General features: G+C 44.0%; 26 protein-coding genes. 16 read left to right on the forward strand and 10 right to left on the reverse strand.

Going from position 1 to position 25,655, the window contains the following annotated elements; translation table 11 throughout:
- Positions 1-35: 35 nt before the first annotated feature.
- Positions 36-1,022: a succinate dehydrogenase/fumarate reductase iron-sulfur subunit gene (locus ACOCD9_RS15935; protein WP_287701012.1), complete on the reverse strand. Its 987-nt coding sequence runs from the start codon at positions 1,020-1,022 to the stop codon at positions 36-38.
- A 532-nt stretch (positions 1,023-1,554) separates the two neighbouring features.
- On the opposite strand from ACOCD9_RS15935, the gene ACOCD9_RS15940 reads away from it, so the two are divergent.
- Both ACOCD9_RS15940 and ACOCD9_RS15945 read left to right on the forward strand, forming a co-directional pair.
- Positions 1,555-1,941 (forward strand): AbrB family transcriptional regulator, encoded by a 387-nt coding sequence (locus ACOCD9_RS15940; RefSeq protein ID WP_002782369.1) that lies wholly within the window; start codon positions 1,555-1,557, stop codon positions 1,939-1,941.
- 430 nt (positions 1,942-2,371) lie between these two features.
- On the forward strand, positions 2,372-3,166 hold the full coding sequence (locus tag ACOCD9_RS15945; RefSeq protein WP_419547938.1) for a CPBP family intramembrane glutamic endopeptidase: 795 nt from the start codon (positions 2,372-2,374) through the stop codon (positions 3,164-3,166).
- Here ACOCD9_RS15945 and ACOCD9_RS15950 read toward each other — a convergent pair.
- A complete protein-coding gene (locus ACOCD9_RS15950; RefSeq protein WP_419547939.1) occupies positions 3,149-3,946 on the reverse strand; it encodes a Tab2 family RNA-binding protein in 798 nt (265 codons plus the stop codon). The genes ACOCD9_RS15945 and ACOCD9_RS15950 overlap by 18 nt on opposite strands.
- Positions 3,947-4,250: 304 nt before the next feature.
- On the opposite strand from ACOCD9_RS15950, the gene rimM reads away from it, so the two are divergent.
- The 5 genes from rimM to ACOCD9_RS15975 all read left to right on the forward strand — a co-directional run bounded on the left by rimM (position 4,251) and on the right by ACOCD9_RS15975 (position 9,975).
- Positions 4,251-4,829 (forward strand): ribosome maturation factor RimM, encoded by a 579-nt coding sequence (gene rimM / locus ACOCD9_RS15955; protein WP_287701006.1) that lies wholly within the window; start codon positions 4,251-4,253, stop codon positions 4,827-4,829.
- Positions 4,830-5,490: 661 nt separating this feature from the next.
- Complete coding sequence (locus ACOCD9_RS15960; protein WP_419547940.1) at positions 5,491-6,102, forward strand: zinc ribbon domain-containing protein; 612 nt, start codon at positions 5,491-5,493, stop codon at positions 6,100-6,102.
- A gap of 168 nt (positions 6,103-6,270) precedes the next feature.
- On the forward strand, positions 6,271-7,041 hold the full coding sequence (locus ACOCD9_RS15965) for a PilN domain-containing protein (RefSeq protein WP_287701002.1): 771 nt from the start codon (positions 6,271-6,273) through the stop codon (positions 7,039-7,041).
- The gene (locus tag ACOCD9_RS15970; protein WP_419547941.1) at positions 7,038-7,811 is read left to right on the forward strand and encodes a pilus assembly protein; all 774 of its coding nucleotides are present in this window, start codon (positions 7,038-7,040) and stop codon (positions 7,809-7,811) included. The genes ACOCD9_RS15965 and ACOCD9_RS15970 overlap by 4 nt, the downstream gene beginning before the upstream one ends.
- 73 nt (positions 7,812-7,884) lie before the next feature.
- Positions 7,885-9,975 carry a secretin N-terminal domain-containing protein gene (locus ACOCD9_RS15975; RefSeq protein WP_419547942.1) on the forward strand — a complete coding sequence of 697 codons (2,091 nt, stop codon included), beginning with the start codon at positions 7,885-7,887 and terminating at the stop codon, positions 9,973-9,975.
- Positions 9,976-10,364: 389 nt separating this feature from the next.
- On the opposite strand, the gene ACOCD9_RS15980 is transcribed toward ACOCD9_RS15975, so the two are convergent.
- The 3 genes from ACOCD9_RS15980 to ACOCD9_RS15990 are packed head-to-tail and all read right to left on the reverse strand — an operon-like array spanning position 10,365 to position 12,212.
- On the reverse strand, positions 10,365-11,411 hold the full coding sequence (locus ACOCD9_RS15980) for a S66 peptidase family protein (RefSeq protein ID WP_419547943.1): 1,047 nt from the start codon (positions 11,409-11,411) through the stop codon (positions 10,365-10,367).
- A gap of 39 nt (positions 11,412-11,450) precedes the next feature.
- Positions 11,451-11,702 (reverse strand): hemolysin XhlA family protein, encoded by a 252-nt coding sequence (locus tag ACOCD9_RS15985; RefSeq protein WP_287700994.1) that lies wholly within the window; start codon positions 11,700-11,702, stop codon positions 11,451-11,453.
- 42 nt (positions 11,703-11,744) lie between these two features.
- Complete coding sequence (locus tag ACOCD9_RS15990; protein ID WP_043997632.1) at positions 11,745-12,212, reverse strand: CBS domain-containing protein; 468 nt, start codon at positions 12,210-12,212, stop codon at positions 11,745-11,747.
- 161 nt (positions 12,213-12,373) lie between these two features.
- Here ACOCD9_RS15990 and ACOCD9_RS15995 point away from each other — a divergent pair, with 161 nt between their 5' ends.
- Entirely contained in the window at positions 12,374-12,940 is a 567-nt protein-coding gene (locus ACOCD9_RS15995) for a Uma2 family endonuclease (RefSeq protein WP_287700992.1), read from the forward strand.
- A 71-nt stretch (positions 12,941-13,011) separates the two neighbouring features.
- Positions 13,012-13,860, forward strand: a complete 849-nt coding sequence (nadC, locus tag ACOCD9_RS16000; RefSeq protein ID WP_419547944.1) for a carboxylating nicotinate-nucleotide diphosphorylase — start codon at positions 13,012-13,014, stop codon at positions 13,858-13,860.
- A gap of 26 nt (positions 13,861-13,886) precedes the next feature.
- Here nadC and ACOCD9_RS16005 read toward each other — a convergent pair whose 3' ends face one another.
- Positions 13,887-14,684, reverse strand: a complete 798-nt coding sequence (locus ACOCD9_RS16005) for an SAM hydrolase/SAM-dependent halogenase family protein (protein ID WP_419547945.1) — start codon at positions 14,682-14,684, stop codon at positions 13,887-13,889.
- 134 nt (positions 14,685-14,818) lie between these two features.
- On the opposite strand from ACOCD9_RS16005, the gene ACOCD9_RS16010 reads away from it, so the two are divergent.
- The 6 genes from ACOCD9_RS16010 to ACOCD9_RS16035 all read left to right on the forward strand — a co-directional run bounded on the left by ACOCD9_RS16010 (position 14,819) and on the right by ACOCD9_RS16035 (position 21,017).
- Entirely contained in the window at positions 14,819-14,980 is a 162-nt protein-coding gene (locus tag ACOCD9_RS16010; protein ID WP_002733724.1) for a hypothetical protein, read from the forward strand.
- Positions 14,981-15,135: 155 nt separating this feature from the next.
- Positions 15,136-15,300 carry a hypothetical protein gene (locus ACOCD9_RS16015; protein WP_016516873.1) on the forward strand — a complete coding sequence of 55 codons (165 nt, stop codon included), beginning with the start codon at positions 15,136-15,138 and terminating at the stop codon, positions 15,298-15,300.
- A complete protein-coding gene (locus tag ACOCD9_RS16020; protein ID WP_287700987.1) occupies positions 15,293-15,748 on the forward strand; it encodes a GNAT family N-acetyltransferase in 456 nt (151 codons plus the stop codon). The genes ACOCD9_RS16015 and ACOCD9_RS16020 overlap by 8 nt, the downstream gene beginning before the upstream one ends.
- Before the next feature lie 281 nt (positions 15,749-16,029).
- The gene (locus ACOCD9_RS16025; RefSeq protein ID WP_287714877.1) at positions 16,030-18,096 is read left to right on the forward strand and encodes a PP2C family protein-serine/threonine phosphatase; all 2,067 of its coding nucleotides are present in this window, start codon (positions 16,030-16,032) and stop codon (positions 18,094-18,096) included.
- 123 nt (positions 18,097-18,219) lie between these two features.
- Positions 18,220-19,269, forward strand: coding sequence for a hypothetical protein (locus tag ACOCD9_RS16030; RefSeq protein WP_002798288.1), 1,050 nt, complete (start codon positions 18,220-18,222; stop codon positions 19,267-19,269).
- 149 nt (positions 19,270-19,418) lie between these two features.
- A complete protein-coding gene (locus tag ACOCD9_RS16035; RefSeq protein WP_419547946.1) occupies positions 19,419-21,017 on the forward strand; it encodes a SpoIID/LytB domain-containing protein in 1,599 nt (532 codons plus the stop codon).
- A gap of 178 nt (positions 21,018-21,195) precedes the next feature.
- Here ACOCD9_RS16035 and ACOCD9_RS16040 read toward each other — a convergent pair whose 3' ends face one another.
- The 4 genes from ACOCD9_RS16040 to ACOCD9_RS16055 form a co-directional block, all read right to left on the reverse strand.
- On the reverse strand, positions 21,196-21,885 hold the full coding sequence (locus tag ACOCD9_RS16040) for a potassium channel family protein (RefSeq protein ID WP_002732601.1): 690 nt from the start codon (positions 21,883-21,885) through the stop codon (positions 21,196-21,198).
- Positions 21,886-21,977: 92 nt separating this feature from the next.
- Positions 21,978-23,312: a TrkH family potassium uptake protein gene (locus ACOCD9_RS16045; RefSeq protein WP_287700984.1), complete on the reverse strand. Its 1,335-nt coding sequence runs from the start codon at positions 23,310-23,312 to the stop codon at positions 21,978-21,980.
- A gap of 9 nt (positions 23,313-23,321) precedes the next feature.
- Positions 23,322-24,470: a glycosyltransferase family 4 protein gene (locus ACOCD9_RS16050; protein WP_271930172.1), complete on the reverse strand. Its 1,149-nt coding sequence runs from the start codon at positions 24,468-24,470 to the stop codon at positions 23,322-23,324.
- A 169-nt stretch (positions 24,471-24,639) separates the two neighbouring features.
- Positions 24,640-24,795: a DUF2256 domain-containing protein gene (locus ACOCD9_RS16055; protein WP_002801262.1), complete on the reverse strand. Its 156-nt coding sequence runs from the start codon at positions 24,793-24,795 to the stop codon at positions 24,640-24,642.
- Between the two features lie 36 nt (positions 24,796-24,831).
- Between ACOCD9_RS16055 and ACOCD9_RS16060 the strand changes: the two genes are divergently transcribed.
- Entirely contained in the window at positions 24,832-25,632 is an 801-nt protein-coding gene (locus ACOCD9_RS16060) for an RNA methyltransferase (protein ID WP_046662435.1), read from the forward strand.
- Positions 25,633-25,655 lie beyond the last annotated feature (23 nt).

The following is a 25,655-nucleotide window of genomic DNA, read 5'->3' on the forward strand; positions in this document are numbered from 1 at the left end:
GAATATAGATCATAATCATCTCAGAATTACTCTAACTATCGAGAGCGAGAATTTTGAATGGCAGTAATTAAACCTCTCACTTCCTCGGTTCCCTCGGAAGCTTCAAAGGAAGTGGGAAATTTACCCTTAGCAATCATCCGCAATCCCAAGGGGGCAATACTTAATAAACCCTGTAAATCGCGCCAATAATTGCCCAGCACATAGAGGCCGAATTGGCGTTCATCCACCCATCCCCCTGCTTTGACTAATTCCACTAAAACTTTCCGGTGACGAATGGGACGACTACTATCGGCCGACTTGCGAGCGAGTATTTCCTGTTTAATTTTACCGATCTGATCCATGGGGGCCACTTCCATGGGACAAACCGCATTACAGAAATAGCAACGGGTACAACCCCAAACCCCTGCGGTGCCTTGGTTATAAAGTTCTAGGCGACTTTCCTGATTACCATCGCGGGAATCTGCTAGGGTGCGCTGCGCTTTTGCTAAAGCATGGGGCCCGACAAAATCGGGATTCACTTGCTTGGCATTACATTCCGAATAACAGGCCCCGCACATAATGCAGTTACCCATCTGATTGAGATTGGCTCTTTCTTCGGGAGTTTGCAGAAATTCTCGTTCGGGAATGGTGCGTGCTTGACTACTGATATAAGGTTCAACCTTTTCTAAATCGTCCCAAAACGGTTGCATATTGACGATTAAATCCCGGATAATCGGTAAATTACCCAGGGGTGCGATCGTGATTTCGGGAATTTCTCCGGCATCTTTTTGGCTACAATGGTTTAATTCACCGGCGATATTTTTTTGACAAGCCAAGGCCGAACGACCGTTAATTTTCATCGCACAGCTGCCACAAATTGTATTGCGGCAATTTTTGCGAAAGGCCAAAGTTCCATCAAGTTCCCATTTGATGCGATTAAGGCAGTCGAGAATTGTATTTCCCGCCTCCACCTCTAGGGTAAAATTTTCTAGGTAGGGGGTGTCGTTGGGTCGTTGACGCAGAATTTTAAAATAAACTTCCATACTCGGCACGGGGGTGAGGGACTCCTAATACTCAGGATAATCGATGTTAACGGGCCAAAGGGGAGCTAGTAATGGTAATTAATCCTTAAGATTTTCCCCGGTCGGTTGAGCCAAGGGGTGGGTATCTAGACCTAATCATAGATGGGGAAGTCGATGGAAAACAGTTTAATCCCCCCGGATTTACTGCTCTGGGGCATTAGTTTTTTGCCAACTCCAACCACAAGTATAGTTTCTCAATTCCTTGCTAGGTATAGCTTGATCCATTTTATCTCCTTACTTTCTCCCCCCTGTTTTCCTCCCACCCGAGCAAAAATTGCGACAGTCTTAACCAAAAATTTCCTCTCCCCCACAAGGTTTACACTTACTACCTAGTCTGGGGTCTTCTTAGCACGATTGTCATCACCGAACCATCAGTTTTAAAAAATTTATTATTCCCCTCTAGACATTTTTGGCAAGATTTTTGGTATGATCAATTTGTCAGTGTAAACTTAATTGACAGTCAGTCAAAAATCAAGGGACATTAAAAAGTACCATGAGTGATATCTCTCCTACTCCCCTAACCGGGAAAGCTCTACTACAAAAAGTCAAAGAGTTATCCCACTTACCCCGTCGCGAAACGGCAAAACGTTGTGGTTACTACTCTCAAAGTAAAGATGGCCAAGTTCGGGTCAATTTAACCGACTTTTACGATGCTGTTTTAGGTGCAAAAGGGGTTCCCCTCGATCCCGAAGGCACTAAAGATGGCCGCGGCCGCGAACCCACTTTCCGGGTTAGCGTCCACAAAAATGGTCAAATCGTCATCGGTTCCACCTATACCGAACAAATGAACTTGCAGCCCGGCGATGAATTTGAAATCAAACTTGGCTACAAGCACATCCACCTCAAACAAATGGAATCAGAAGAACCAGTAGAAGCTTAAATAGGTTACGGAGTAGGGATAAGGATAAAAAAAATCGGCAGTCAAAAGGGCTAGTTTTGACAAGACCGACCAAAAAGACAATATAGATTCTTATCCCTAATTCTAACCCCTGACCGCCTCTTTCATCAACTCGAGGGGTTTTCCTTAAGCACTTTTTCTTCTTTTTCGCAACCCCCTAGGGATGGATTTTTGTTGGAGCTAGGCTTTACCAGAGCAAAGTTCCACAGTTATCGTATGCCTAGGGGGTTTGTTTTATGGGTGTTAGGGGTAGGGGGTAGGGAAATTTCAACTAATACCCCACACCCCACACCCCACACCCCACACCCCACACCCCACACCCGTTCGGACCTCGGCGTGAGCTCGGTCGAACGCTGAGCTCACGGCCGAAGCCCACACCCCACACCCCCACTTCCCTGGCACCTAATTGACAATGGACATTGCTGCCTTAATAAAAATTATTATTTTCCTGTTAGCCTGGTTAATTCTCTGGCTGCCCATTGCCATGGTTTTAGGGAGTCGTTTGGGATGGCAACCGCTGCAAGGGACAAAACCTGACCAAAAATTGCCACTGGTGGCCTCTCTTTACGTCTTGGCTCCCTTAGTTATCTGGGGATTATTCAAGATAGAGGGAAGCAGCCTCGATAATTACGGATTAATTTGGTCATTTTCCCTATTTATCTCCCTAACTAAAGGATTAATCTTGGCAGTGGTGGGATTAGGGATAATTTTTTTCCTAGAGGGGATTTTGACCTGGGTACATTGGCAGCCCAAAAATCTAACTCGTGCTTTTTCCTTGAGTTTACCCCTGTTGATAGTGGCCCTCTGGGTGGGTATTACCGAGGAATTAATCTTTCGGGGCATCTTTTTGAGCCAATTAAGCCAAGAATACGATTTTTGGGTGGCGGGAGCCATTTCTAGCCTAATTTTTGCCCTGCTGCACCTGCTTTGGGAACGTCAGCAAACGCTGCCGCAACTACCCGGTTTATTTCTGATGGGCATGGTTCTGGTCTGGGCGCGGGCGATCGATCATGGTAGTTTAGGATTAGCTTGGGGACTTCATAGCGGTTGGGTGTGGGGATTAGCGTTGCTAGACAGTGCCGAATTGATGTCTTACAGCGATTCTGGGTTAGCTTGGATTAAAGGTATCTATAACCAACCTTTAGCGGGTTTAGCGGGTATTCTTTGCCTCTTGGGGACAGCTTGGGGGTTAAACCTGCTTCAGTAGCCAAAAGCCGGTAAAAGTGCGACCAGAATCATCCGGTTGTATGAGGAGAAAGTGCAAACCTTGGCTTTCCTCTTTGGTTGCCTGATAAACATTGGCTGCCCAGGCCACTTCTTCATCCTCGTAGGTTAGGAAAATCCAACGCTCATTGAGGCCCGATTCTAAGACTAAACCGCCCGATCGCCCCGTTTCTGTGGGAATATGATCGATAAATACTGGGTTAATTTCCCCTAACCAACGAGCGATCGCCAAAGATTTTTTACCACCGGTAATAACCAGACCGGGGATCATTAAAGTGGAGGCTAAACCTAATTTTAAGGGAGAAAAGGCCTCTGGTAGGGAAAGAATCGGTATTCTGCGATCGCCAAAAAAGTTAACTAAATCAACGGCGGGAAAACGAGCAAAACGCCACTCTTGACCTAAAAATTGCTCCTGTAGGGGTTGCGGTGGAGGAGAGTCGATATTTATGGGGATTTGCCGCAATTCTAGCTGTTTTTTCAGGGCTTTAACGTGACGGGTTAACTCGATTTTGATCTGTAAATTTTGACCAGCGAGGAGAAATAAATTGGCGCATTGGGGGCGAAAAACTTGGATAATTTCCGGAGGGGAGACTTGACAAGCTTGCTCTAACTGTTGGGTTAACCAGTCGCTATTAGCTTGGGATTGGGGACAGGAATTTTCATAAATAAGATGACCGAGAGGATCGAAAATTAGCAATTGCCAGACTGTCTCAAGAGGGGAGGAAGATGAAGATTTATAAAAATCCGCTTGCCAAATAGTCATAATTTAGTCAAAAGTCACCAGTAAAAAGTCAAGAAATGGGTACATCTGAGTTTTGTTGAAATATCTATATGACATTTTGGGCGCACGCGGTGCGCCCCTACCATTGGCGCGATAATATTATTGTAGGGGCGAATTGTATTCGCCCTCTTTGAACAACTTCTGCTGCTCACCAATAGGTGAGAGAAAGTCACAAATAGGAGATGCACCCAACTAAAAATTTTACCTTACCAAGACTTTTAAAATCTAGGAGCGAGACAAAAAAGGCTATATACTAGAGAAAGCTATAGCAAAACATATCGAGACAATGGAAGAAAATTGGCTAGAAATTGGGACAATAGTAGCACCCCAGGGACTGGAGGGAGAATTGCGAGTTTTATCGGTATCAGATTTTCCCGAACGTTTTCAGAAGCGAGGTATTAGGGGAATACAAAGATCCCAAGGGGGAGAAATCCAAGAAATTACTCTGCTCAGGGGACGTGAGCTACCGGGCAAAAATGTTTATGTTATCAAGTTAGAGGGGGTTGAAAATCGGGAACAGGCCGAAGCTTTGCGCGGATATAAATTATGGGCGAATAAACTAGAAAAACCTCGTCTAAAAGCGGATGAATATCATGTTAGTGAGCTAGTGAACTTGGAGGTTTATCATCACCTGACAGGAGAAAAAATCGGGGTTGTAGTGGATATTTTGTGGGCGGGTAATGACATTTTAGCAGTGCAACTAGAAGCAAATCTCGCCTCTGTCAAGAAAAAAAGTCCATCCTCCGACTCAGGGGCCAGGGCCCTGGTTCCCTTCGTCAAAGAAATTGTTCCACTGGTGGATCTGAAAGCGGCACGCATCGAGATTGCGCCACCACCGGGGTTATTAGAGATCAATTTGTCATAGACTTATTACTGAACTTCCCCCATACATATCTACTACAATAGCCGAAAACCTTTATCCATCAATGGATACACCCATTAACTTTTCTTGATGTAGCCATGTAATTTGTAACATTTATTAATGGACAAGAATTCTCTCCATTTGCTAGAATGGCGGTAATGTATAAGTAGTCGTGCAAAATAAATTTCCTAGTGAAGAAAGGCAAAAGGCAAGAGGCAAGGAGGGGGTTAGATATGTGTAATTAATTTTGCTTAGGTACTTATAGAAAAAGTTCCTAACCTTAATTACCCTCCCGCTGTTCTTCGACCAGATTCCTATCGAGAAGGAGATCAAGTCAAAAAAAGAACCCTGGCCAACGGCTCGACTGAGCTCGCCGAACGTCCGAAGTCTCACCGTCCGCTCGACTGAGCTCGCCGAACGTCCCAAGTCTCGCCGAACGCCGTCTCAAAATTACCCGATGATACTATCGACAATAGACATCCTCAAAAATTATAACCCAATCACAGCTTGCTTTTAGCTTGTGTACTAGCTAACTATTTCTATGCCTGAAATGTATATCTATCGTTGCTAATTCAATTTCACTGAAAAAATATGAGACAATTAAAATCATTTTTATTTGGTTAGATTCCTTAACTAGAAAAACTTTTAGTTTTAAGATAATATTATGAATAGGTCTAATCTGAAACTGGCTCTCAAAGGGGCAAGACTGTCAAAGAGTGAAGGCATTCTCGCCCATTTTGAAGTGATTAGAAGTCTTCGTTTGTGCTATCATTTAGATGACTTAATTTTTCGTTCCACTAAAGTTAAAGCCAAAACCTGTAAATGCCATCATAACACCTGTAACCGACTAAGATTAAGAATTAGAAACCTAGTTGATGAACTACATCACAAAGTAGCTAGATTCTTAGTAGAAAACTTCGATGGGATTTTATTGCCGACATTTGAAGTATCAGAAATGGTCTTAAGATCTGGAAGAAAAATCAAATCAAAGTCTGTTAGACAGATGTTAACGTGGTCACACTATCGGTTTAAAATGTTCTTAAAATCTAAGGCGTTTGAGTACGGAAAACCCGTTATAGATTGTTGTGAAGCTTATACGTCAAAGACAGTTAGCTGGAATGGTGAATTAATCGATAATTTGGGTGGAAAAAAAGTAATTAAATCAGAAATTGGTGGGCAACAAATGGACAGGTATCTTAATGGATCAGGGGGGTTCTTCCTTCTTGCTCTGGTAGATACACCCTCGTTCAAAGACTCTTTGAGCGTGCATTGTTAACCCATTAACAGAAATGTTAAGCTGTTCCTAATTCAAATTGCTTGTTGAAACGAGGCAAGAGGCAACAGTAAAGGGATTGGGGGAAATTCGGCTAATCCAAGAATAAGCGATTAAAATACGTCTTAGCTTAATCAATGTTAGCAAAAAGTATCGGTATAGACAGAAATTATGTATAGTCTTGACGTTAATTTTCTCAAAGATCGCCATCTTAACCGAACAGTCCAAACAACGTCTAACTTCGAGATTTCCACCGTTGTTAACCTGAGTAAACAAATACCCCTGTTCATCGGTGTGGGAGTGGGGGCTGGATTATTGACACTGACGGGATTACTCGGTTTAACCGTCGGTTGGAAAACCAGCGAAACTCAGGTCAAAATTCAGCAACTGGACGGGGAATTAGGTCAAGTACAAGTCCAAAGTAAAAAACTAGAAGACATCAGAGGGGAACTAAAGGCGGTAGAAGTAGAAAATAAAGCTCTGGTGAGTGTATTCAATCAGATTAGGCCTTGGTCAGCCATTCTCCAAGAAATTCGCCAACAAACTCCTCCTAGTGTGCAGTTAAATAGTGTGCAACAGGTGGAGGTTCCCGCGAACCCCAATCAAGGGCAACCCAATCCGGCTACTCGCTTAAAAATCAGTGGTTTTGCCAGTAATTACGAAGCAGTCAATGATTATCTCTTAACCCTGCAAGCTTCTCCTTTTTTAGAGGGGAAGAAAACGGCGATCGAAAGTGCTGCCCTGGCCGATTTACCCGTAGAGGTGGACAATCAGTACAAAAATATTAATATTACTTTCCCGCAAGTGGTTCAATTTGTGATCACCGCCCAATTAAGTGATACTCCCACCACTCAACAACTGCCCAATCTTGCCCGGAATGGAGCGATCGGAGTTATCACTAGGATTAATACTCTCAAACGCCAAGGAGCCATTCAACCATGACCTTTAACGAAGAATTTGAGAAGCTGAAATTAGAGGAATTTGAGGAGTATCCTATCGCTTTCGGGATAACTTTTACTCCCCGTAATAGTGGCATCGCTGCCGCTGTGCTAGGTTTACTTGGCTCCCTCTATCTGCTTTTTAACTGGGTGATGCCCGCTTATAATACCTGGCAGCAACTGCAAACCGATGCAGCCGACAAAAAACAACTGGTAGATCAACAAAAAAGCCGTCTCGAATTTTCAGAATTCCAAAAAATCGAGAGTCAGTTGCAACAACAAAAAGCTATTAAACAGAAAATTCTCTCGCTTTTTGCTAAAGAAAGGGACTTAAGCACTATTCTCTTAGATGTTAGTAATATCTTTAAGTCTCGCGATGTTAAGCTGGTTAGTTTTCAACCCCAAGGACTAGAACAGGTGGTGGTCTCCGATGGTTCCCTCGGTAGTGAGGTTAATAATAAGCTCAAACGTCAAACTTTTAACGTCAAGATGGAAGGGAACTATGCTAAAACTCAAGAGGTTATTCGGGATTTAGAAAGATTACAGCCGCTCATTTTGCTGAACAGTCTCAATACCCAGATGGAAAAGCAAGGATCGACGGTTAAAGTGCTTAGTACCGGCAAAAATAAAGCCACTATCGTTCCCCAAGGCGATAAACCCGTGACTACCACCTTTCTTCTCGATGTGATTATTCCTCTCAGTGCTGAAGAATTGGCGAAATTAGCACCACCACCCCCCGCCGAGGGTCAACCCCCCGCTAGTCCGTCCCAATAATAGTCTTCAATCTGGTGTGAGTATTGCGTTTTTTGTCCGTTGAATCGCGTAATTGTTGAGGAGTGAAGTTAAAGTGAATCCGTCCCGCTATGTCCTATTTATCCCCCAAATTGCCTCGTTTTTATTGATGGCTCCCCTGAGCGTCTTGGCCGAAACCCCCATTTCCTTCCATGGTTCAGAGTTAAAATCCCATACATCAAAAATTGAATTTTCGCAAGGGCTTAGTAAAGAAACTTTACAAAAATCGCCAAATCAGCTTGTCCCTTCCAGCGCGGCCGTAGAAAAGGAAATCAGCGATCGCATTTTAGCCAGTGAAAAACTGCTCGCCCAAAGTGCGCCCATGGTTCCCAACCCCGAAATTATCATTCAAAGCATACCTCAAGCCCCCGGCGCTCCCACCCTACCCCGGGCCGTCGCCCCACCGGTGGGAGATATTGCCATCTCTAACATCGATGCTAGTGCCGAAAAAGTCAAATTCGAGCGTAGTATGATTGTACCTCGTGTTTTATTGCGGGAAGCTTCCGCTAGAGAAGTGTTAATGACCCTTGCTAACTATGCCGGTTATAACGTCGTTTTCACCAGCGCCCAAGGGGAAACTAACGCCACTTCTCAGACAGTTTCCTTGGAATTTACTAACGAATCGGTGGAAAACATTTTTAACGCCGTCTTGTTAATTTCTGGACTCCAGGCCAACCGTCAGGGTAAAACCATCTTTGTCGGGGCGCAATTACCCCAAGGCGCTCGTAATCTGATTAGCCGCACCCTGCGCCTCAATCAAGTTAAAGCTGTCGCCGCCGCCACTTTCCTCGCCACCCAAGGGGCAGAATACCAGCGTTTAGTTACCCAAACCGAGGATATCGTCGATCCCCTCACCGGACGAGTCATCGGCCGCCGGGATATTCCTCCCACCCTAGAGCCACTGGCACCCCAAAACACAGAAGGCTCAAAAGCTGCCCTACTTTTAACTGGTTTAAGAATTGCCGCCGACGAGCGCCTTAATTCTATCAATTTAATCGGCGAACCCCGGCAAGTCCAAATCGCCACCTCTTTATTAACCCAACTGGATGCCCGTCGCCGTCAGGTGGTGGTTAATGTCAAAGTTATCGATGTTAACCTGGAGAATTTGGACGAATTTAGCAGTAGTTTTTCCTTCGGGTTTAACGATGGTTTCTTCGTTCAAGATAACGGGGCGGCAGTGCTGAACTTTGGTAATATGAACCCACCCAGTAGATCAACTGTATCCACACCGGGGGCTTTTGCACAGCCTGTTGTACCTATTGGGAATATCATATCGGGTACGGGGGCAGAACTATCACCTTTTTTTGATGTTCAGAATGGTGCGCCTTTTAGTAATATTACCCAAGGGCCATTGGGTAATCCTTTATCTCAAAATTTTGCTGGTTATGCCCGTCCTAATTTTGGGACATTTAATAACCCTTTTCAACCCGGTGTAACTGAAATTACAGAAGATGCAATAGAGTATGGACTACCCGGCCTATTCCAATATCCCCAAAAATTCCTGATGACCCTGCAAGCCTCAATTAAGACAGGAAATGCCAAGATTCTCACCGATCCCTCCTTGGTGGTGCAGGAAGGTCAACAGGCCACCGTTAAGCTAACTCGGAAAGTGCTGGTCAGTGTTACAACCACCATTGTGGCCAATACCAATAACATTAGCGGTGAGAGAATTACAACTCCTGTGTTTGGTGATGCTGGACTGACCTTAACCGTCGAGGTGAATCAAATTGACGATAATGGTTACATCAGTTTAAATGTCGCCCCTACAATTGCCCAACCAGGTCCCCCGATTCCATTTAATAGCGGTGGGGGGACAAGGAACGAATTGACTCCTTTGATTAGCCGGGACTTATTATCGGGTTTAATTCGTCTCCGGGATGGACAGAGTTTAATTCTTTCTGGGATTATCCAAGAAACACAACAAAGTTCTGAGACAAAAGTGCCGATTTTAGGCGATATTCCCATTTTAGGGGCTTTATTCCGCAGTCGAAACAATCGCAACGGTCGCTCGGAGGTGATTATTCTCCTCACTCCCAAAATCATCGAAGATTCGGCCACTTCTACCCTCGGTATCAACTATCAACCTGGCCAAGATGCGGCGGAAATGCTTCAGCGTCAAGGTTTCCCCGTACAACCGCGACAGTAATTAGGGTTTGCGGCAAAAAGTTTTTCGTGCGGGCAGGGTGTGGGGTGTGGGCTTCGGCCGTGAGCTCAGCCGAACGGGTGTGGGGTGTGGGGTTTTACCGATTTTGAGGTAGTCAGTTACCTAATACCAATTCTCCAAAGTCTGACTACAGAAGTTTAATCCCCCTAAATCCCCCTTAAAAAGGGTGACTTAAATTCGATGTGTAGTTTTCATTTAGAGAAATGGTATAATATTCAGGGAAAAAGTCCAGGAATTTTACCCCCGATCCCTCCAATGGTCGGCACTTTTTGAGGAAAAAAAAGTTTAAAAGCCTTATCCAACAAGGTTTTTAGATTTATTCAGCAGCCCCTAATTAGCTTTTTCAGTTATCGGTAATCAGTAATCAGCTTTTAGGGTTTACTAACCGCCGATTCTAACATGGTAATTGTTCCCCGATTAGCATCAAATTCTACTGCAATACCAATGGGAATAGTTTCAATAATTTCTAAATGTCCGATCATTAAACCTAAACAAGCGGGAATTTTTAAGGGTTGGATATATTCTCTGATCACTTCTTCTAACGTCAAGGAACCATAGTCACTATTGGCACTACAATTGCTACATTGACCGAAGATAAATCCAGCTAAATTATCAAAAATTCCCGCTAATTTTAATTGATTTAACAGGCGATCAATTTCATAAACATCTTCACCAATATCTTCTAAAAATAGGATAGCTCCGGTAAAATCTGGTAGATAGGGAGAACCAACTATTGATGTTAAAGTGGTTAAATTACCCCCGATTAATTTACCTTTTGCTTGACCTTTAGTAATAGTTTGAATGCGATTTTTTACCTGCATTAAACGATTAGCATCATCAGGATCGGGAACATTTCTAAAAGTTAACTTTTCCCCAGAAAATAAAACTTGTCGAAAGCTTTCAGTTTGAGCAGTGCGCCAACTAGAAAAGGCATTGGGAGCATGGAAAGTAACTAAACCAGTTTTGGCATAAATAGCTAATAATAAAGAAGTTATATCACTAAAACCACAGATGATTTTAGGATGACGACGAATTAAATCGTAGTCAAGATAAGGTAATAAACGAGCGCTGCCCCAACCGCCACGAATTGGTAAAATTAGGGCAATATTATCATCGGCAAAAAATTGATTTATATCCGACGCTCGCTCGCCATCTTTACCGGCTAGATAACCATAACGATCTAAAGCGTATTCACCAACTTTTGGGACTAATTTTAGGGCTTTAACTGCTTCGATAACTATATTTAAATCATCTTCTTTAAAAGTTGCCCCTGCCGGACTAATAATACCCACTCCGTCCCCGGGTTGTAGATGTGGCGGTTTAATTAGAGGAAAATTATTACTAACAACTTTTCTAGGAATTAGGGAAAAACTAACAACAGTTAGGGCAGTAGTAGTGAGAAATTGACGGCGCTTCATCCTGATAGTTTTTAGAGAAATTGCAAGGGAAATAAGAATTTAGGGATTACTGCTCAGAAAAAAAGGTTTCACAATTGCGCCAGCTAAGAGGACAATTAATGCCCAAGCCTGATATTTTTGGTTTCCTTCTAATGAGTTTAGTCGATTTTCCATTCCCTCAACTTTTCCCGTTAACACCGCTTGTCCTACCTTTAAATCCGTCACATCTTTTTGTAACGAATCGATTTTTCCCTCAATCCGCATCAAGATAGTTTCTAGGGAATAAGTAACCGTTTCCTGAGATTGATTCATTTGTTCAAGATCTTTTAGTTAATTGTTGCCTTAGAAAAACAATTATGCTTCCGATTTTGCCATATCGCGAATGATATCGCCGCGAGTGATAATACCGATTACTTTGTGGGTTTCTTCCTCAATTACCGGTAAACGACGCACATGACGATCGTACATTAACGAGGCCGCTTCTTTCAAAGGGCGATCGGCCGTGATACTAATAGGTTTATCGGTCATTACCTCCCCCACGGTTTGACCGAGAGCTTTATGGAGTAATTTCTCGTGACGGCTAGGATTTTGTAGATAGATGACGCTATCGAGGAGCATAATGTAAGGAGGAGCTTCTACTCCCGTTTCCTGCCACATAAGGTCAGTTTCGGAGATAACCCCAATCAGTCGCATCTTGTCATCCACCACGGGTAAACCACTAAACCGCTTTTCGGCCAAAATCTTCACTGCTTCCGACAGAGAAGTGTTAGCGGTGACGGTGATGGGATTGGGAGTCATGATATCGGCAATTGTTTTTGTCATCTTAGCTACCTGCGATAATAATGCTTTCTCTCTCCATCTTATCATTAGGGTAATCAGTCACCGCTTAATTATGACTATTCTTCAATCTTCGGGCGAGAAAATGGTATAAGATAAAAAGGAAATGGGATATTAATTTAGTTAGTTGACAAGGAAAAAGAAAAATGATCGCTCAACCTCAATACCCAGAAAGAATGACCCCGGAAGAGTATCTAGAATGGGAAGCTACACAGGAAGGTCGCCATGAATATATTGATGGGGAAATTATCGCCATGACCGGGGGTAGTCTGCCCCATAATGATATTACCTTGAATTTTTATACTGCTTTAAGACTTCATCTCCGTCCGCGAGGCTGTCGAGTGAATGTATCTGATGCGAAAGTCCAAGCTAATAATAGTCGTTATTTTTATCCCGATTTGGTGATTAGTTGCGATTCTAGGGATAGAGAATCTCGTAATTTTATTCAACATCCACAAGTGATTATTGAAGTGCTTTCCCCCAGCACAGGAAACTATGATCGCACTAAAAAGTTACAATATTATCGTCAGATTCCTAGTTTACAAGAATACGTTTTAGTCGATCCTGAATCGATCAGTGTTGAGGTTTATCGTCGCGGTGAAGATAAAATTTGGTTTTACTGCGCTTATAGTCAAGGGGAAGAAATTATTCTATCTAGTCTCGATTTTCACTGTGCGATCGAGTTAATCTATGAAGGGATAAGTTTCGATTAAAGAAAGTTTACAAAAAGGTCAAATATTCCTAAACTTAAAATAAATACGTCCCGATTGTTTCGATAAATTCTATGTTACCGCCCCTATTAGTTCTTGATCCCTTGTTAGAAAACTGGTTACGAGAAGATCTCGGTAGAGGCGATCGCACCACCCAAGCAATTTTCTTCGGTCATGCTAAAATCGGTCAAGCCACTTGGATTGCCAAGGAAGCGGGTGTTATTGCTGGTTTACCCGTAGCTGAACGAGTTTTTCAACTGCTTAACCCCACTATTCACTTTACCCCCACCGTTGCCGAAGGGGAATTCTGCCCCAAGTCTAAAGTTATTGCCGAGATAGAAGGTTCCTTCGATGCGCTGTTAATCGGGGAAAGAGTCGCTTTAAATCTTGCCATGCGCTTGAGTGGGATTGCTACTGCCACTCGTCAGTATGTGGATAAAATTGCCGATTTATCGACAAGATTGGTGGATACTCGCAAAACTACCCCCGGATTGCGAATTTTAGAAAAATATGCCTCCGGTATCGGTGGCGCTATTAACCATCGTTTGGGGTTAGATGATGCAATTATGATTAAAGATAATCATATTCAAGCAGCCGGCAGCATCGAGGAAGCAGTGCGTCGTGTACGGCAAAATATGCCCTATCCTCTCACAATTGAGGTAGAAACTAGCCAATTAGAAGAAGTGAATCAGGCCCTAGAGCAGCAGGTAGAGATCATTATGTTAGATAATATGGATTTAGAGATGATGCAAACTGCTGTGGAGATGATCCGCAATTTTAATAGTAAAACCAAAATAGAAGCATCGGGAAATATTACTCTCGATCGCATTCGCAACGTTGCCGAAACAGGAGTAGATTATATTTCCACTAGCGCCCCGATTACCCGTTCTACTTGGTTAGATATTAGTATGATAATTGATTAAAAGGCTCTATCAGTTATCAGTTTTGATCACTGACTCCTATCTATTCTAACCTCGATCGCATCGCCAATATTTAAGTGTAATTGCTTTTGGGCGCTACCACTATTGACGGCAATTTCTAACCCCCCGTGACTACCGATAAAAGCGACTATTTCCCCCGAAGGAACATCACTGTAGGTGTTTTTTGCGGGGATAATTTTTTGTCCTAACTGCACTGACCAATTTTTTCCTTCTAGGAGATAATCGGGAATATTACTGATTAAATTGCCGAAAATGTCAATATATTGAATTTGACCCCTAATTTTATCTTCCTCGATTTGCGGAACAGCGATCGCTAATTGTTGCAAGCTATCGGGATCAATAATCTCACCTAATATTTCTAGGGGTACTCCCTGGGCCAAATAAGCGGCCACAGCAGCAAAAATATCACGACCGTGAAAAGTAGTGCTAGGGTTAGGGGTGCGCCAATAGGAAGAATTATTGAGATTAACGGCAGATATAGCGGGAGATTGGCTTAAAATGCCACTAAATAAACCATTATCTGGCCCGACTAAATAACCACCAGCAAAACGAATCCCTACCCCGCGTCTTTTGCTTCCCACCCCCGGATCTATAACTGCCAGATGAATAGTGCCTTGGGGAAAATATTGATAGGCATTCAGGAGGATAAAACGACCAGCGTAGAGGTCTTGGGGCGAAATTTGATGATTCAGATCGATCGTGCGAGCATGGGGGGCAATTCCCGCGATTACTCCCTTGATAATGCCCACATAACCGTCCTGTAGTCCAAAATCGCTAGTAAGGGTTATTAGTGCCTGTTCCGTCATTGACTGGTTACTAGGGTGGCCAACGACTTTAATAAATCTTAATGGGAAATTCAGTAGCTAAAGATACAGTTCTCCAAGGAGAATGTTATGATTTAGATATAAGGTAAGTTAAGTCGCTCAAAAGTCTGTCCATCATGAACAAAAATCGTCAGCAAGTCCTAACACAGGCCACCGTCGCTCATAGAGAAACACTCCGCAGAAATTTACAACACCGACTGGAAGTGGCTAGAGCGCAGGGAAATGAAGCTTTAGTGCGTCAATTAGAAGCAGAGGCGGCCTATTTGCACCTTCGTTAGATTTAATCGGTGTTTAGTCATAGTCTAGTTGTCGGTTTCTAGTGATCGGTATGCCGATCACTTTTTTTTAGGCGAATTTTTAGGAAAAAAATTGCCGATATCTTCACTGGCAATCCCTAAAATAGAAAGAACAGCAGTTTAGAGATCAAATAATTATGGCTTTTTTCCGGCAATATATCGCCCCGTTCCTGACTATCTTAGTGTTTTTAGTTGCTCTGGTTGCCACCGGCATCCGGATTTTTTTACCGGCAGATTTAGCCGCACCCGCTCCGATCGAGCCATCCCTGGGCATAATTTTCTCTTATCCTTGGCATGGCTAACCTTCCCGAAGATTATCAGCTGCGACTGGGAAAAATGGGCGATCGCTATCTACTAATTAATTTTCTCACCCGCAGCTATCAAGAATTTTTTCCCGAACAAAAAAACCTCTCCCATCTAGCTGATACAGTCAGACAGTTTTTTTGCCTCGATACTCCGCTCTGGATCGTCGAAGCACAACAAACGGCGATCGCTTGTCTCTGGATGGGGAGCGCCGTTGATCAGGTGACAGGCGATCGCTATGGTCATATTTTTCTAATTTACGTCGATCCCCAGCATCGTCGCCAAGGTATCGCCAGCGCACTAATCGATCGAGCTAAGGATTGGGCAAAAAGTCGCGGACAAACCCACATCGGTTTACAAGTCTTCATCAATAACGACAATGCTCTCAATCTCTACCAAAATCTCGGCTTTCAAACTCGCTCTTTGCTGATGTGGAAAAATATTTAGAAACTGTTAGGAGACAGGAGATAGGGTGATAGGGTGATAGGGTTTTGGGGTTTTAGTTCAATTTCCCCACTTCCCCACACCCCACACCCCCACTCCCCCACTCCCCACTTCCCCAACCCCAGACATACCTATAGAGATGGCACTGTCAGCATTAATTATTTCCGATCGAGCGACAAAGGGTAAAATTTGGGAAACACTGCAATATGCTGGCAGTCATCGTGGATAAAAACACGCTATTTTATTAACCTATACTAACCGCGCTTTAGGAGTCAGCAGTTTTCATGGATTCCGTGACAACCCTCCAATGTCAAAACCTAACCTGTCTATCCCCGAACGCTCTCACTAATAGATTCTGTGAAAAATGCGGCACTCCTTTAGTTAAGCGCTATTTATGGATGATCGGTGATTGGGTGAGAAGCTATTATCGTGTTGGCGAGCTAATTGATGATCGTTATTTGGTCAAACAACCACAAATTGTTCTTGATACTAAACCCGCTCAAGCACCCGAAGCACCGGAAGAACCTCCTAGCTGGCTCTCCCTCTACCTAAAATTGTTACCATTCCATCTTCATATTCCCCAAGTCTATGGCTATATTCCCAGTCCCGACGAACGCTTAAATATGGACATCTGGCTGTTAGAATACGGCACTATTCCCCTCGATGAAACGGGAGAATTAATTTATCCAGAACTATTGCCCACTCTGGACGAGGTTTGGTCGCAAGCTTCCGATTTAAGACAAATTCACTGGTTATGGCAAATGGCCAAACTCTGGCATCCCCTCCAGAAAAAAGCTGTGGTTTCCAGTCTGCTTAACCCTTTTCTGACGAGAGTGAATAATCAGCTGCTGCAATTGTTAGAATTAAGCAAAGACGAGGCTACCGCTCCCAATTTACGAAATTTAGGGGCTTTCTGGGCCGGTCTGATCCCGACGGCAGCCGCTAATATTCAAGGTTTTCTCGCATCCCTGACCCAAGAGCTAGAATCCGGTGATCTCGATCGCCCAGAATCCCTGATCGCTATTCTCGATTATGCACTACAGCACTACGGTGCGGGTCAAGAACGCAGCTATGAGATTTTCACCTGCACCGATACCGGTCCGCTGCGGGAACATAACGAGGATGCCTGTTATCCCCCGGCTAATCAGGCCATCACCCTCGGCCATGGTCAAAATCCCTTCGACAAAGCTCAGGGCAAGCCCCTGGCGATTGTCTGTGATGGCATCGGCGGTCAGGAAGGGGGCGAAATCGCTGCTCAATTGGCGATCGAAACCCTGCCTAGGGAAATTAATCCCAGTCCCACCAGTGATATTGAAATCTATCCCGATAGTTACAGTCTTGTCCTCGAACAGGCGATTCGTGTCACCAATGATCTGATCAGTCAACGCAATGATCAGGAGTCAAGACAAGATCGCCGGCGCATGGGTACTACTCTAGTTATGGCCTTTGGCCATGCTCAGGAAATGTACGCAGCTCATGTGGGGGATTCCCGCATCTATTGGATTACCCCCCAGGGTTGTCATCAAGTGACAGTGGATGATGATCTCGCTTCCAGGGAAGTGAAATTAGGCTATCTCCTCTATCGTGATGCCATACAGTATCCCAACGCGGGGGCTTTGGTGCAAGCTTTGGGCATGGGTAGCGCCACTAATCTCCATCCCACTGTTCAGAGGTTGATTGTTGATCAAGATTGTGTTTTTCTCCTCTGTTCCGATGGTTTAAGTGATTATGATCGGGTAGAACAATACTGGGACAGTGAAATTCTGCCTCTTTTGCGAGGAGAGAAAACCGTGACGGCCGTGGGGGAAAGTTTATTACAACTAGCTAACCAGAAAAACGGTCACGATAACTCCACCATCGCCCTAGTTTATTGTCGGGTAGTTCCTGCGGCTGAAACTGTCAGGCCTTTAATTTATGCTGAGGCCAAAGAACGAATTATTCCCCATCTTAATGACCAAGATTTTGATCACAACGGGGACACCGACCCCGGGGAAGAAGTGGTAACGGCAATACCCACTCCCCCCCCCGCGTCTTCTTCGGTTCCTAGTCCTACCTCTCCCCCCCCACCCACTACCGTTTCACCCCTAGTCATGGCAGCGATCGCCGTCGGTGTTCTCGGTTTGCTGGCTGCGATCGCTTGGCAATTCTTGGGTCGTCATCCCGCTTCCAATCCATCGATTTCTCCCGCACCTGTCACCAGTCCGAGTCCCACGACCGGGACGACACCTTCCGCACCTGTCACCAGTCCGAGTCCCACAACCGGGACGACACCTTCCGCACCAGTCACCAGTCCGAGTCCGGTGACGACACCTCCCGCACCTGTAACCAGTCCGAGTCCCCCCAATCCCTAATTCATAATTCCCACTTCCCCACTTCCCCACTTCCCTATATGTGGCTGAAGATTAATCGACTTGTCGGGGGTTGCCAGAGCGAGTTAAGATAAAATGCCCGATTAACTGCCGAGTCTATCATATATGGTTGATGCTGCGACGTTCTCCTCCGACACCTCCGCGATCATTGATGCCTTTGAAACGCCTCTAGAGTTTAACTTTCAACTGCCGGATCCCGAAGATGAAACCATCCAAGATCATGACTTTCAGCAGCAACTGGATTCTTTTTGGAAAGTTTGCGATCGCTTTGATTTGCAAACGGAAATCTGGCGGGGGCGAATTTTGCGAGCTATTCGCGACCGGGAGAAGCAAGGCGGTGATAGTCGCGGTACGGGCTTTTTAAACTGGTTAAAACAGCGAGAAATCACTAAAAGTCAAGCTTATGCTCTGATTCAATTGGCTAATAGTGCCGATACTCTCCTGGCGGAAGGACAACTGGATCCCGATAGTATCAATAATTTTAGTAAACGCGCCTTCGTAGAAACGGCCAAATCTGCCCCGGAAATTCAAAAATTAGTCAGTGATGCGGCCCGACAAGGGGAGAGAATTACCCGTCGGGAGGTGAAGCAATTGGCCGATGAATGGACGGCGATGAGTTCAGACTTACTACCCGATGAAGTGAAGGAAAAAGCCAGCGACGGCAGTTTACCGGCGCGTCATCTCGCTCCCCTAGTGAAAGAATTAGAAAAGTTACCCGATACTCATATCGACACTCTCCGTCAAGAAATCGCCGCTAATCCCGATGTAGATACGGTAAAATTAATCACCTCGGAAGCACGCAGTTTAGCCAAATATCTCGACGCGGCGGCCCAAGTACAAACTCTCCGACGGGGTAATTTAGATATCGAAATGGCTCTAGAAGAAGCTTTGCGCGTCGATTGTCTAAATACGGCGGCGGATCTGGTTAAACAAGCCACACAATTAGAGCAGGCCGTGGCTAAACTTTATACTACTTGGAAACGTTTAGGTAGTTTGTCCGATCGCCTCTATGTGGATACGGGAGCAAGTAATCCCCATCTGCGATCGATGTTAACCTGTTTGGAAAGTTTAACCAGTGAAGTGATCGAAGTAGAACTGGATGAAGGTGGCCAGAAAATGGTACGTTTACGCATTATCAGCGATGGGGGAAGTTAGATGCTTTGTTGAGTGTTGGGTGTTGGGGTGTTGGGGTTTTAGTTGAAATTCCCTCATTACCCTATTCTCCCATTCCCCTAACGGCTTGCTGCTATAATCTCTGATTATCCTCAACTTTTATGAAAACTTATTAACAGATACTTGACTTTATGCTAAAAATCAAGGAAAAAAAACCAATAATTAGCATCGGTTCCATAACTGCGGCGATCTTGCTCAGTTTAACCCTAATTCCTGCCGCTATAGCCAAGGATGTCCTTCTGAGAGTGGGCATTGTCCAACGTTTTGGCGATGAAGCCAAGGAAAAATTAACCCTGAGTAGTACCAGTGGTGATAATCTCACCCTGCGCGTGGTGGGAGAAGATGGCCAATCCCAAACCCTGCAAACCAATCGCCTACAATTAGAAGTTATTCCCCGTCCCCTCGCTTCTCCCATCCTCCAAGAAAAAGTCATTTTGAGCGACCACGCCACCTTTGAAACCGCCGAAAATAGTGCCAAAAATTGGGCAAAAATGGGCATTAAAGTGGAAATTACCCAACCCGGACGCTGGCAGGTCTGGGCAAAACGAGAAGTTTATGAAAATCCCCTAGTGCGGCGTTGGTTGCTGACCAGTTTGCAAGCCAAAGGCCACAATCAACCCTATATTAATAGTGTTTTACTCAAAGAAAAGCCGCAAGTTTCTTTCCAGATCAACGGGGTGCGCTATTTTCCCAAAGAATTGGAAATCGAGAGCCAAAAAAACCTGATTCAAGTTACCCATAGCCCCGATCAGGTACGTTTGTACGGTGGGACTATGCGCCTACAGCCCAACGCCTACGGCACTTTTACCCTAGTTAATAACGTTCCCCTCGAAACCTACCTGCGCGGGGTTGTACCCCACGAAATCGGTCATGATGCTCCAGAAAGTGCCACCCAGGCGCAAACTATTATCGCCCGCACCTACGCCCTCCGCAATCTCCGCCGTTTTCAAGCCGATAATTACGAACTCTGTGCCGATACCCATTGTCAAGTTTATTATGGATTGACGGGAACTAATCCCCGGGCTGATCAAGCGATCGCAGCTACCCAAGGACTGGTTTTAACCTACCAAAATGAGTTAGTGGATGCCCTTTATTCCTCCACCACCGGCGGAGTAACTGCCCTCTTTAGTGATGTGTGGGATGGGGAAGAAAGACCTTATCTCCGGGCAGTGGTGGACTCCCCTAATCGAGTCTGGGATCTGTCGAAACAATCCCTCGCTAATGAGACAACTTTTCGCCAGTTTATTAATCTTAAAGATGGTTTTAATGAGACGGGACGACGGGTTTTTCGCTGGCAAAAACAAGCTTCTTTAGCTGATTTGAGTCAAGACCTAGAAACCTATCTAACACGGCGAAAACATCCCCTCGCCGACTTCCAGAAAATCCAGTGGATGGAAGTGACTAAGCGCTCTCCTTCTGGTCGGATTCTGACTATGACCATTCAAACCGATAAGGGGATTTTGGAACTGCATAAAAATGAGGTGCGTAGTGCCTTAGGACCGCCTCGCAGTACCCTATTCTACATCGATCCTATCTACGATACCAATCGACAGATCCAGGGTTATAACTTTATTGGTGGCGGTTTCGGCCACGGGGTAGGATTAAGTCAATTTGGTTCCTATAATTTAGCCCGTTTGGGTTGGTCTCCTGAACAAATTCTCGCTTTCTATTATCCCGGTACCACCATCCAACCTCTCAATAATTCGATTATCTTTTGGCGAGGAAATTAAGCAGTTATCAGTTATCAGTTATCAGTTATCAGTTATCAGTTATCAGTTATCAGGGATATCAGGAGAAAAAAGTGTTCGACAAAAGCTCACGCCGAAGTCTCGCCGAACGTCCTGAAGTCTCACGCCGAAGTCTGGCGGCTGAAGGCTAAAAAATCGCCTTCATCTATTTGACTAAATTTTACATCGGTAAACGCTGAATATCTCGGTTAGAACCAATTACCACCATGGCTAAATCCTTGTGTAATCTTTCTTGGGGATTGGGGTTAATCTTGAATTTTTCCGCATTACCGACAGCGACAATATTTAACCCATAACGATTACGAATTTCTAACTCTGCTAGGGTTTTACCGTGAAAAGCCTCCGGGACTTTTAACTCGACAATACTATGTTCGGGATCGAGATCAAATCGTTCTAAGATTGATGGTCTAGTTAAACGGTGTGCTAACTCACAACCGGCATCATATTCGGGAAAAACTACTAAATCTGCACCAACTTTCTTGAGTAATTTTCCATGGATTTCTGTGGAGGCTTTAGCGGCGACAAAATTAACCCCTGCTTCCTTACAATTGAGAGTGGTAATGATACTTTCTTCCACGTATTTACCAATAGCGACAATCACCGTATCGGTTTCAAAAATTCCCGCTTCTCGCAGAGCGTTAGGTTTGGTAGAATCAAGCTCGATCGCATTATCTACTATCCGATCAGATAACGCTTGTGCTACTAATCCTTCGTCAATATCTGTCCCTACCACCTGATAACCTTGTTTGCGTAAGGTTTCACAAACGGCACGCCCAAATCTGCCTAATCCGATGACGGCAAATTGACGATTTTGGGGACGCATACTACTAAAAAATTTAATTGATTGCATAAGAAGTTAAACTGTTACGCATTTAAAATGCTAGTGTCAATGAGTGAGGAGACAGGAGAAACTGATAACTGATAACTGATAACTGATATTAATTATCCCACTAAAAGGTTTTCTTCGGGGTAGTTAATAACTGTTGGTTTCGGATCGCCGATAATAGCCGCTATTAAAAGTATAACTCCTACCCGTCCCAGATACATCATAAAAACAATAATTAACTTAGAAATCGGCGATAAAGCGGCGGTTATACCCATAGATAAGCCGACAGTTCCAAAGGCAGAAACTACCTCAAAAAACAGTTGAATCATTTGAAAATCTGTCTCCACAAATGAGATGGCTAGGGTGGAAATAATAATCGCTATAACCGAACCAAAAACCACCGCCATTGACTTTAAAATTAACGGCATGGGAATGCGTCTTTGATAGAGAGTAACTTCTTCACGGCCTCTTAAAACCGAGCGGGTACAGTTATATAAAATCCTAAAAGTTGTGGTTTTAATACCTCCCCCTGTACCGCTAGGACTGGCTCCTATAAACATCAAAGCCATGGTGATTAACAAACCTTCTACGGAAATTTTACCAATATCAATAGTATTAAATCCTGCTGTTCTCGATGTTACCGATTGGAACCAAGCAGCCAGCAATTTATCTTTAATTGATAAATTAGCCAAAGTGTCACCATTTCCCTGTTCAGTAAGTAAAAAAGCCAAGGTTCCTATCACTAATAAAAATATAGTTGTGCTGATAGCAACTTTATAGTTAAGGGAAAAAACAAAGCCTTTTCGTTTATATTGAAAGCGGTAAATAAACCAAGTGTAAAACTCGATAATTACCTGATAGCCGATACCTCCAAAAATGATCAATCCTGTGATAGATAAGTTAATAATAATTGAAGACTGATAGGACATTAAGTTATCTTTAAACAAGCCAAAACCCGCATTATTCCAAGCACTAATACTATGAAATAAAGATAACCACACCGCATATCTAAAATCATACTTTTGGGCGAAGACAGTTAACATAACCAAAGTTGCTGTTAACTCAAAAACTAGAGTAGTAGCAATCACTGATTTCATTAAACTTTGACTACCTTGTAGGAAAGGTCGATCGAAGGATTCTTGAATTGCTAACTTCTGTCTCAGGTCAAATTTTCGCCCAATTAATAACATTAAAAAAGTGGTAGTGGTCATATATCCTAACCCCCCCACTTGCACTAATAAAGCAATAAATAATTGACCCCAAAAAGAAAAATAAGTCCCCGTATCTACTACTGCTAAACCCGTGACACAGACGGCAGAAGTGGAGGTAAAGAGGGCAACAATTGGGTCATTCCAAGTGCCGCTGGTGGTAGAAACAGGCAACATCAACAGGGAAGTTCCCGCTAAAATTACCGCCATAAATCCCAAGCAAATTGTCCGGGCAATCGTCATATAAATTCCTTAGTGAAAGTAGCTAAGAGAAGATTGTTTTTTGGCTAACACTTCTTGATAAACTAACTGTAAGCGGTCAATATTTTTGCTGAGAGTGTAGGAGTCTAAAACTCTTTGACGGGCTTTTTGTCCTAAAATTGTGGTTAATTCGGGATGATCTCGTAATACAGGCAAGAGAGTTTTTAATTGGGTAATTAGTCCTTTAGTATCTAGAACTATTCCCGCACCTTTTAACACTTCCCCATCGGCACCCACATCCGTAGCCAGACAAGCAACACCGCAGGCCATCGCTTCCAAAAGGGAAATCGATAAACCTTCCACTAATGAGGGTAAAATAAAGCCGTCAACCCCGCGCAAAATTTCAATTCGTTTATTTTCATCGCCGATAAAACCTAACCAGATAATACCATCTTCTTCTCCATAAAAAGGTTTGAGGGAAGGAGTTAACGGACCATCGCCAACAATGAGCAGTTTGCATCTACCCCCTAAATTGGTTTTTTTCCAAGCTTTCAATAAAGATTCTACATTTTTCTCCGGCATGATCCGACCGAGATAAATAAATAAACAATCGGCATTATATTGCGCTTTAATATTCGATTGTCCTGGACAATACTTATTAACATCAACCCCATTGGGAATAATTGCTAATTTTTCTTCGGGAACTCCCAATTTAACTAAAAAATCCCGTTGAGAGGTGGAAAAAATAATTACTTTATCGTAATTAGCTAAAAAAGGGGCGTGTAGTTGGTAGGTTAATAATTGGGTACTGGAGATGAGATTGCGAATTTTACTATCAAAAGCCGGGTGAAAAGTCGCCACCAGAGGCAAATCTAAAGACTCACAAATTTCTGGTAGCAGAAAATCGAGGGGAGACAGGGGTAAGGACGCATGAACTAGATCGGGTTTCAGTTCCCTGAGTTTATCCTGTAGAACCCGACTCGATTTCAGGGTGGGAATAGTATAGACTTGGGAACTATAGAGACGTGGCAGGGTGATTTCGTCGTAAAAGTCGGGCCAATCGCTTACGGTGGGTTTTTCGGAAGAAAAATGCAGAAAACTGACTTGATAATCTCGATCGAGCAGGGAATTAGTCACTTCTCGCCCATAGGTAACGTTACCGCAAAAAGGAGATTTTTTTCCTAACCAGGCAATGTGCATTCAGATTCTCTTAAGAAAAAGTTAATTTAGCCAAGTATCAGCTTACTAAATTAGCCGTAAAATTAAAAGCTAATAGAGTACCCAAGCAAAATTAATTACCCATCTAAGTCCTCAGCTAAAAATTGCCCTTTGCAAGAGTGCCTATTTGATAGTTAAAATTCTCGGCTTTTTACTGATTGGCCGAGGACTTGCGACGACGACAACGTTCTGAACAGTATTTGACCTCATGCCAACAGTTTTGCCACTTTTTGCGCCAAGTAAAGGATAAACCGCAAACGGGACAAATTTTACTGGGAAGATCGGACTTCGAGACCTGACGTGCCATGATTAAAATTAAAAAGTCAAAAACTGCGCCTTATCTATGAGTGTAGATGAAAATAATCAGAGCTCCCCACTCGATCGCCTGAGAATTATTTTGGTTGAACCGGCCGGAGCCTTAAATGTGGGTTCCACTGCCAGAATTATGCGGAATATGGGCTTAAGTCGCTTAATTATCGTCAATCCTGCCTGTGATATCCTTGCAGAAGAAGCGCGACGCATGGCAGTACACGGGATTGAAGTCCTAGAAAACTGTTCACGGGTAGCCACCCTTGGGGAAGCTTTGCAGGGTTGTCATCGCATCATTGCCACCACCTCAAAACCCCGTCACCTGAATACTCCCCTCGAAACACCCCGGACCGCCTTACCCTGGTTACTCACCCCTAACCTGGAATCGGCCTTAATTTTCGGGCCAGAAGACCGGGGTTTAAGTAACAGCGAACTGAACCACGCCCAGCGTTTTGTCGGTATTCCCGCTAATCCTCAATATTCCTCCCTTAATCTGGCCCAAGCGGTGGCGGTTTGCTCCTACGAACTGTACCAAATGGCAACGGAAAATAGGCTCGAACCCCCGGTAGAAACGCTCCCTAATGCCACTTTTGAGGCTCTAGAAGGCTATTATCAGCACTTGGAGAGCTTTTTGCTCAAAATTGGCTATCTTTACCCCCACACCGCCGCCGCTAGGATGGAGAAATTCCGGCAATTTTATCATCGGGCCCGGCCCACGGTGGAGGAATTAGCCCTGCTGCGGGGTATTATCGGTCATATTGAAAGTATCGGGCAACTTTTTCTCGGTCTTGATAGTCTCAAGGGCAAGAAAAAAAATTCTCCTAGCGACCGATAATAAATCTGGATACCCTTGAGGAA

Source organism: Microcystis sp., assembly GCF_048564745.1.
Taxonomy (GTDB): domain Bacteria; phylum Cyanobacteriota; class Cyanobacteriia; order Cyanobacteriales; family Microcystaceae; genus Microcystis; species Microcystis ichthyoblabe_A.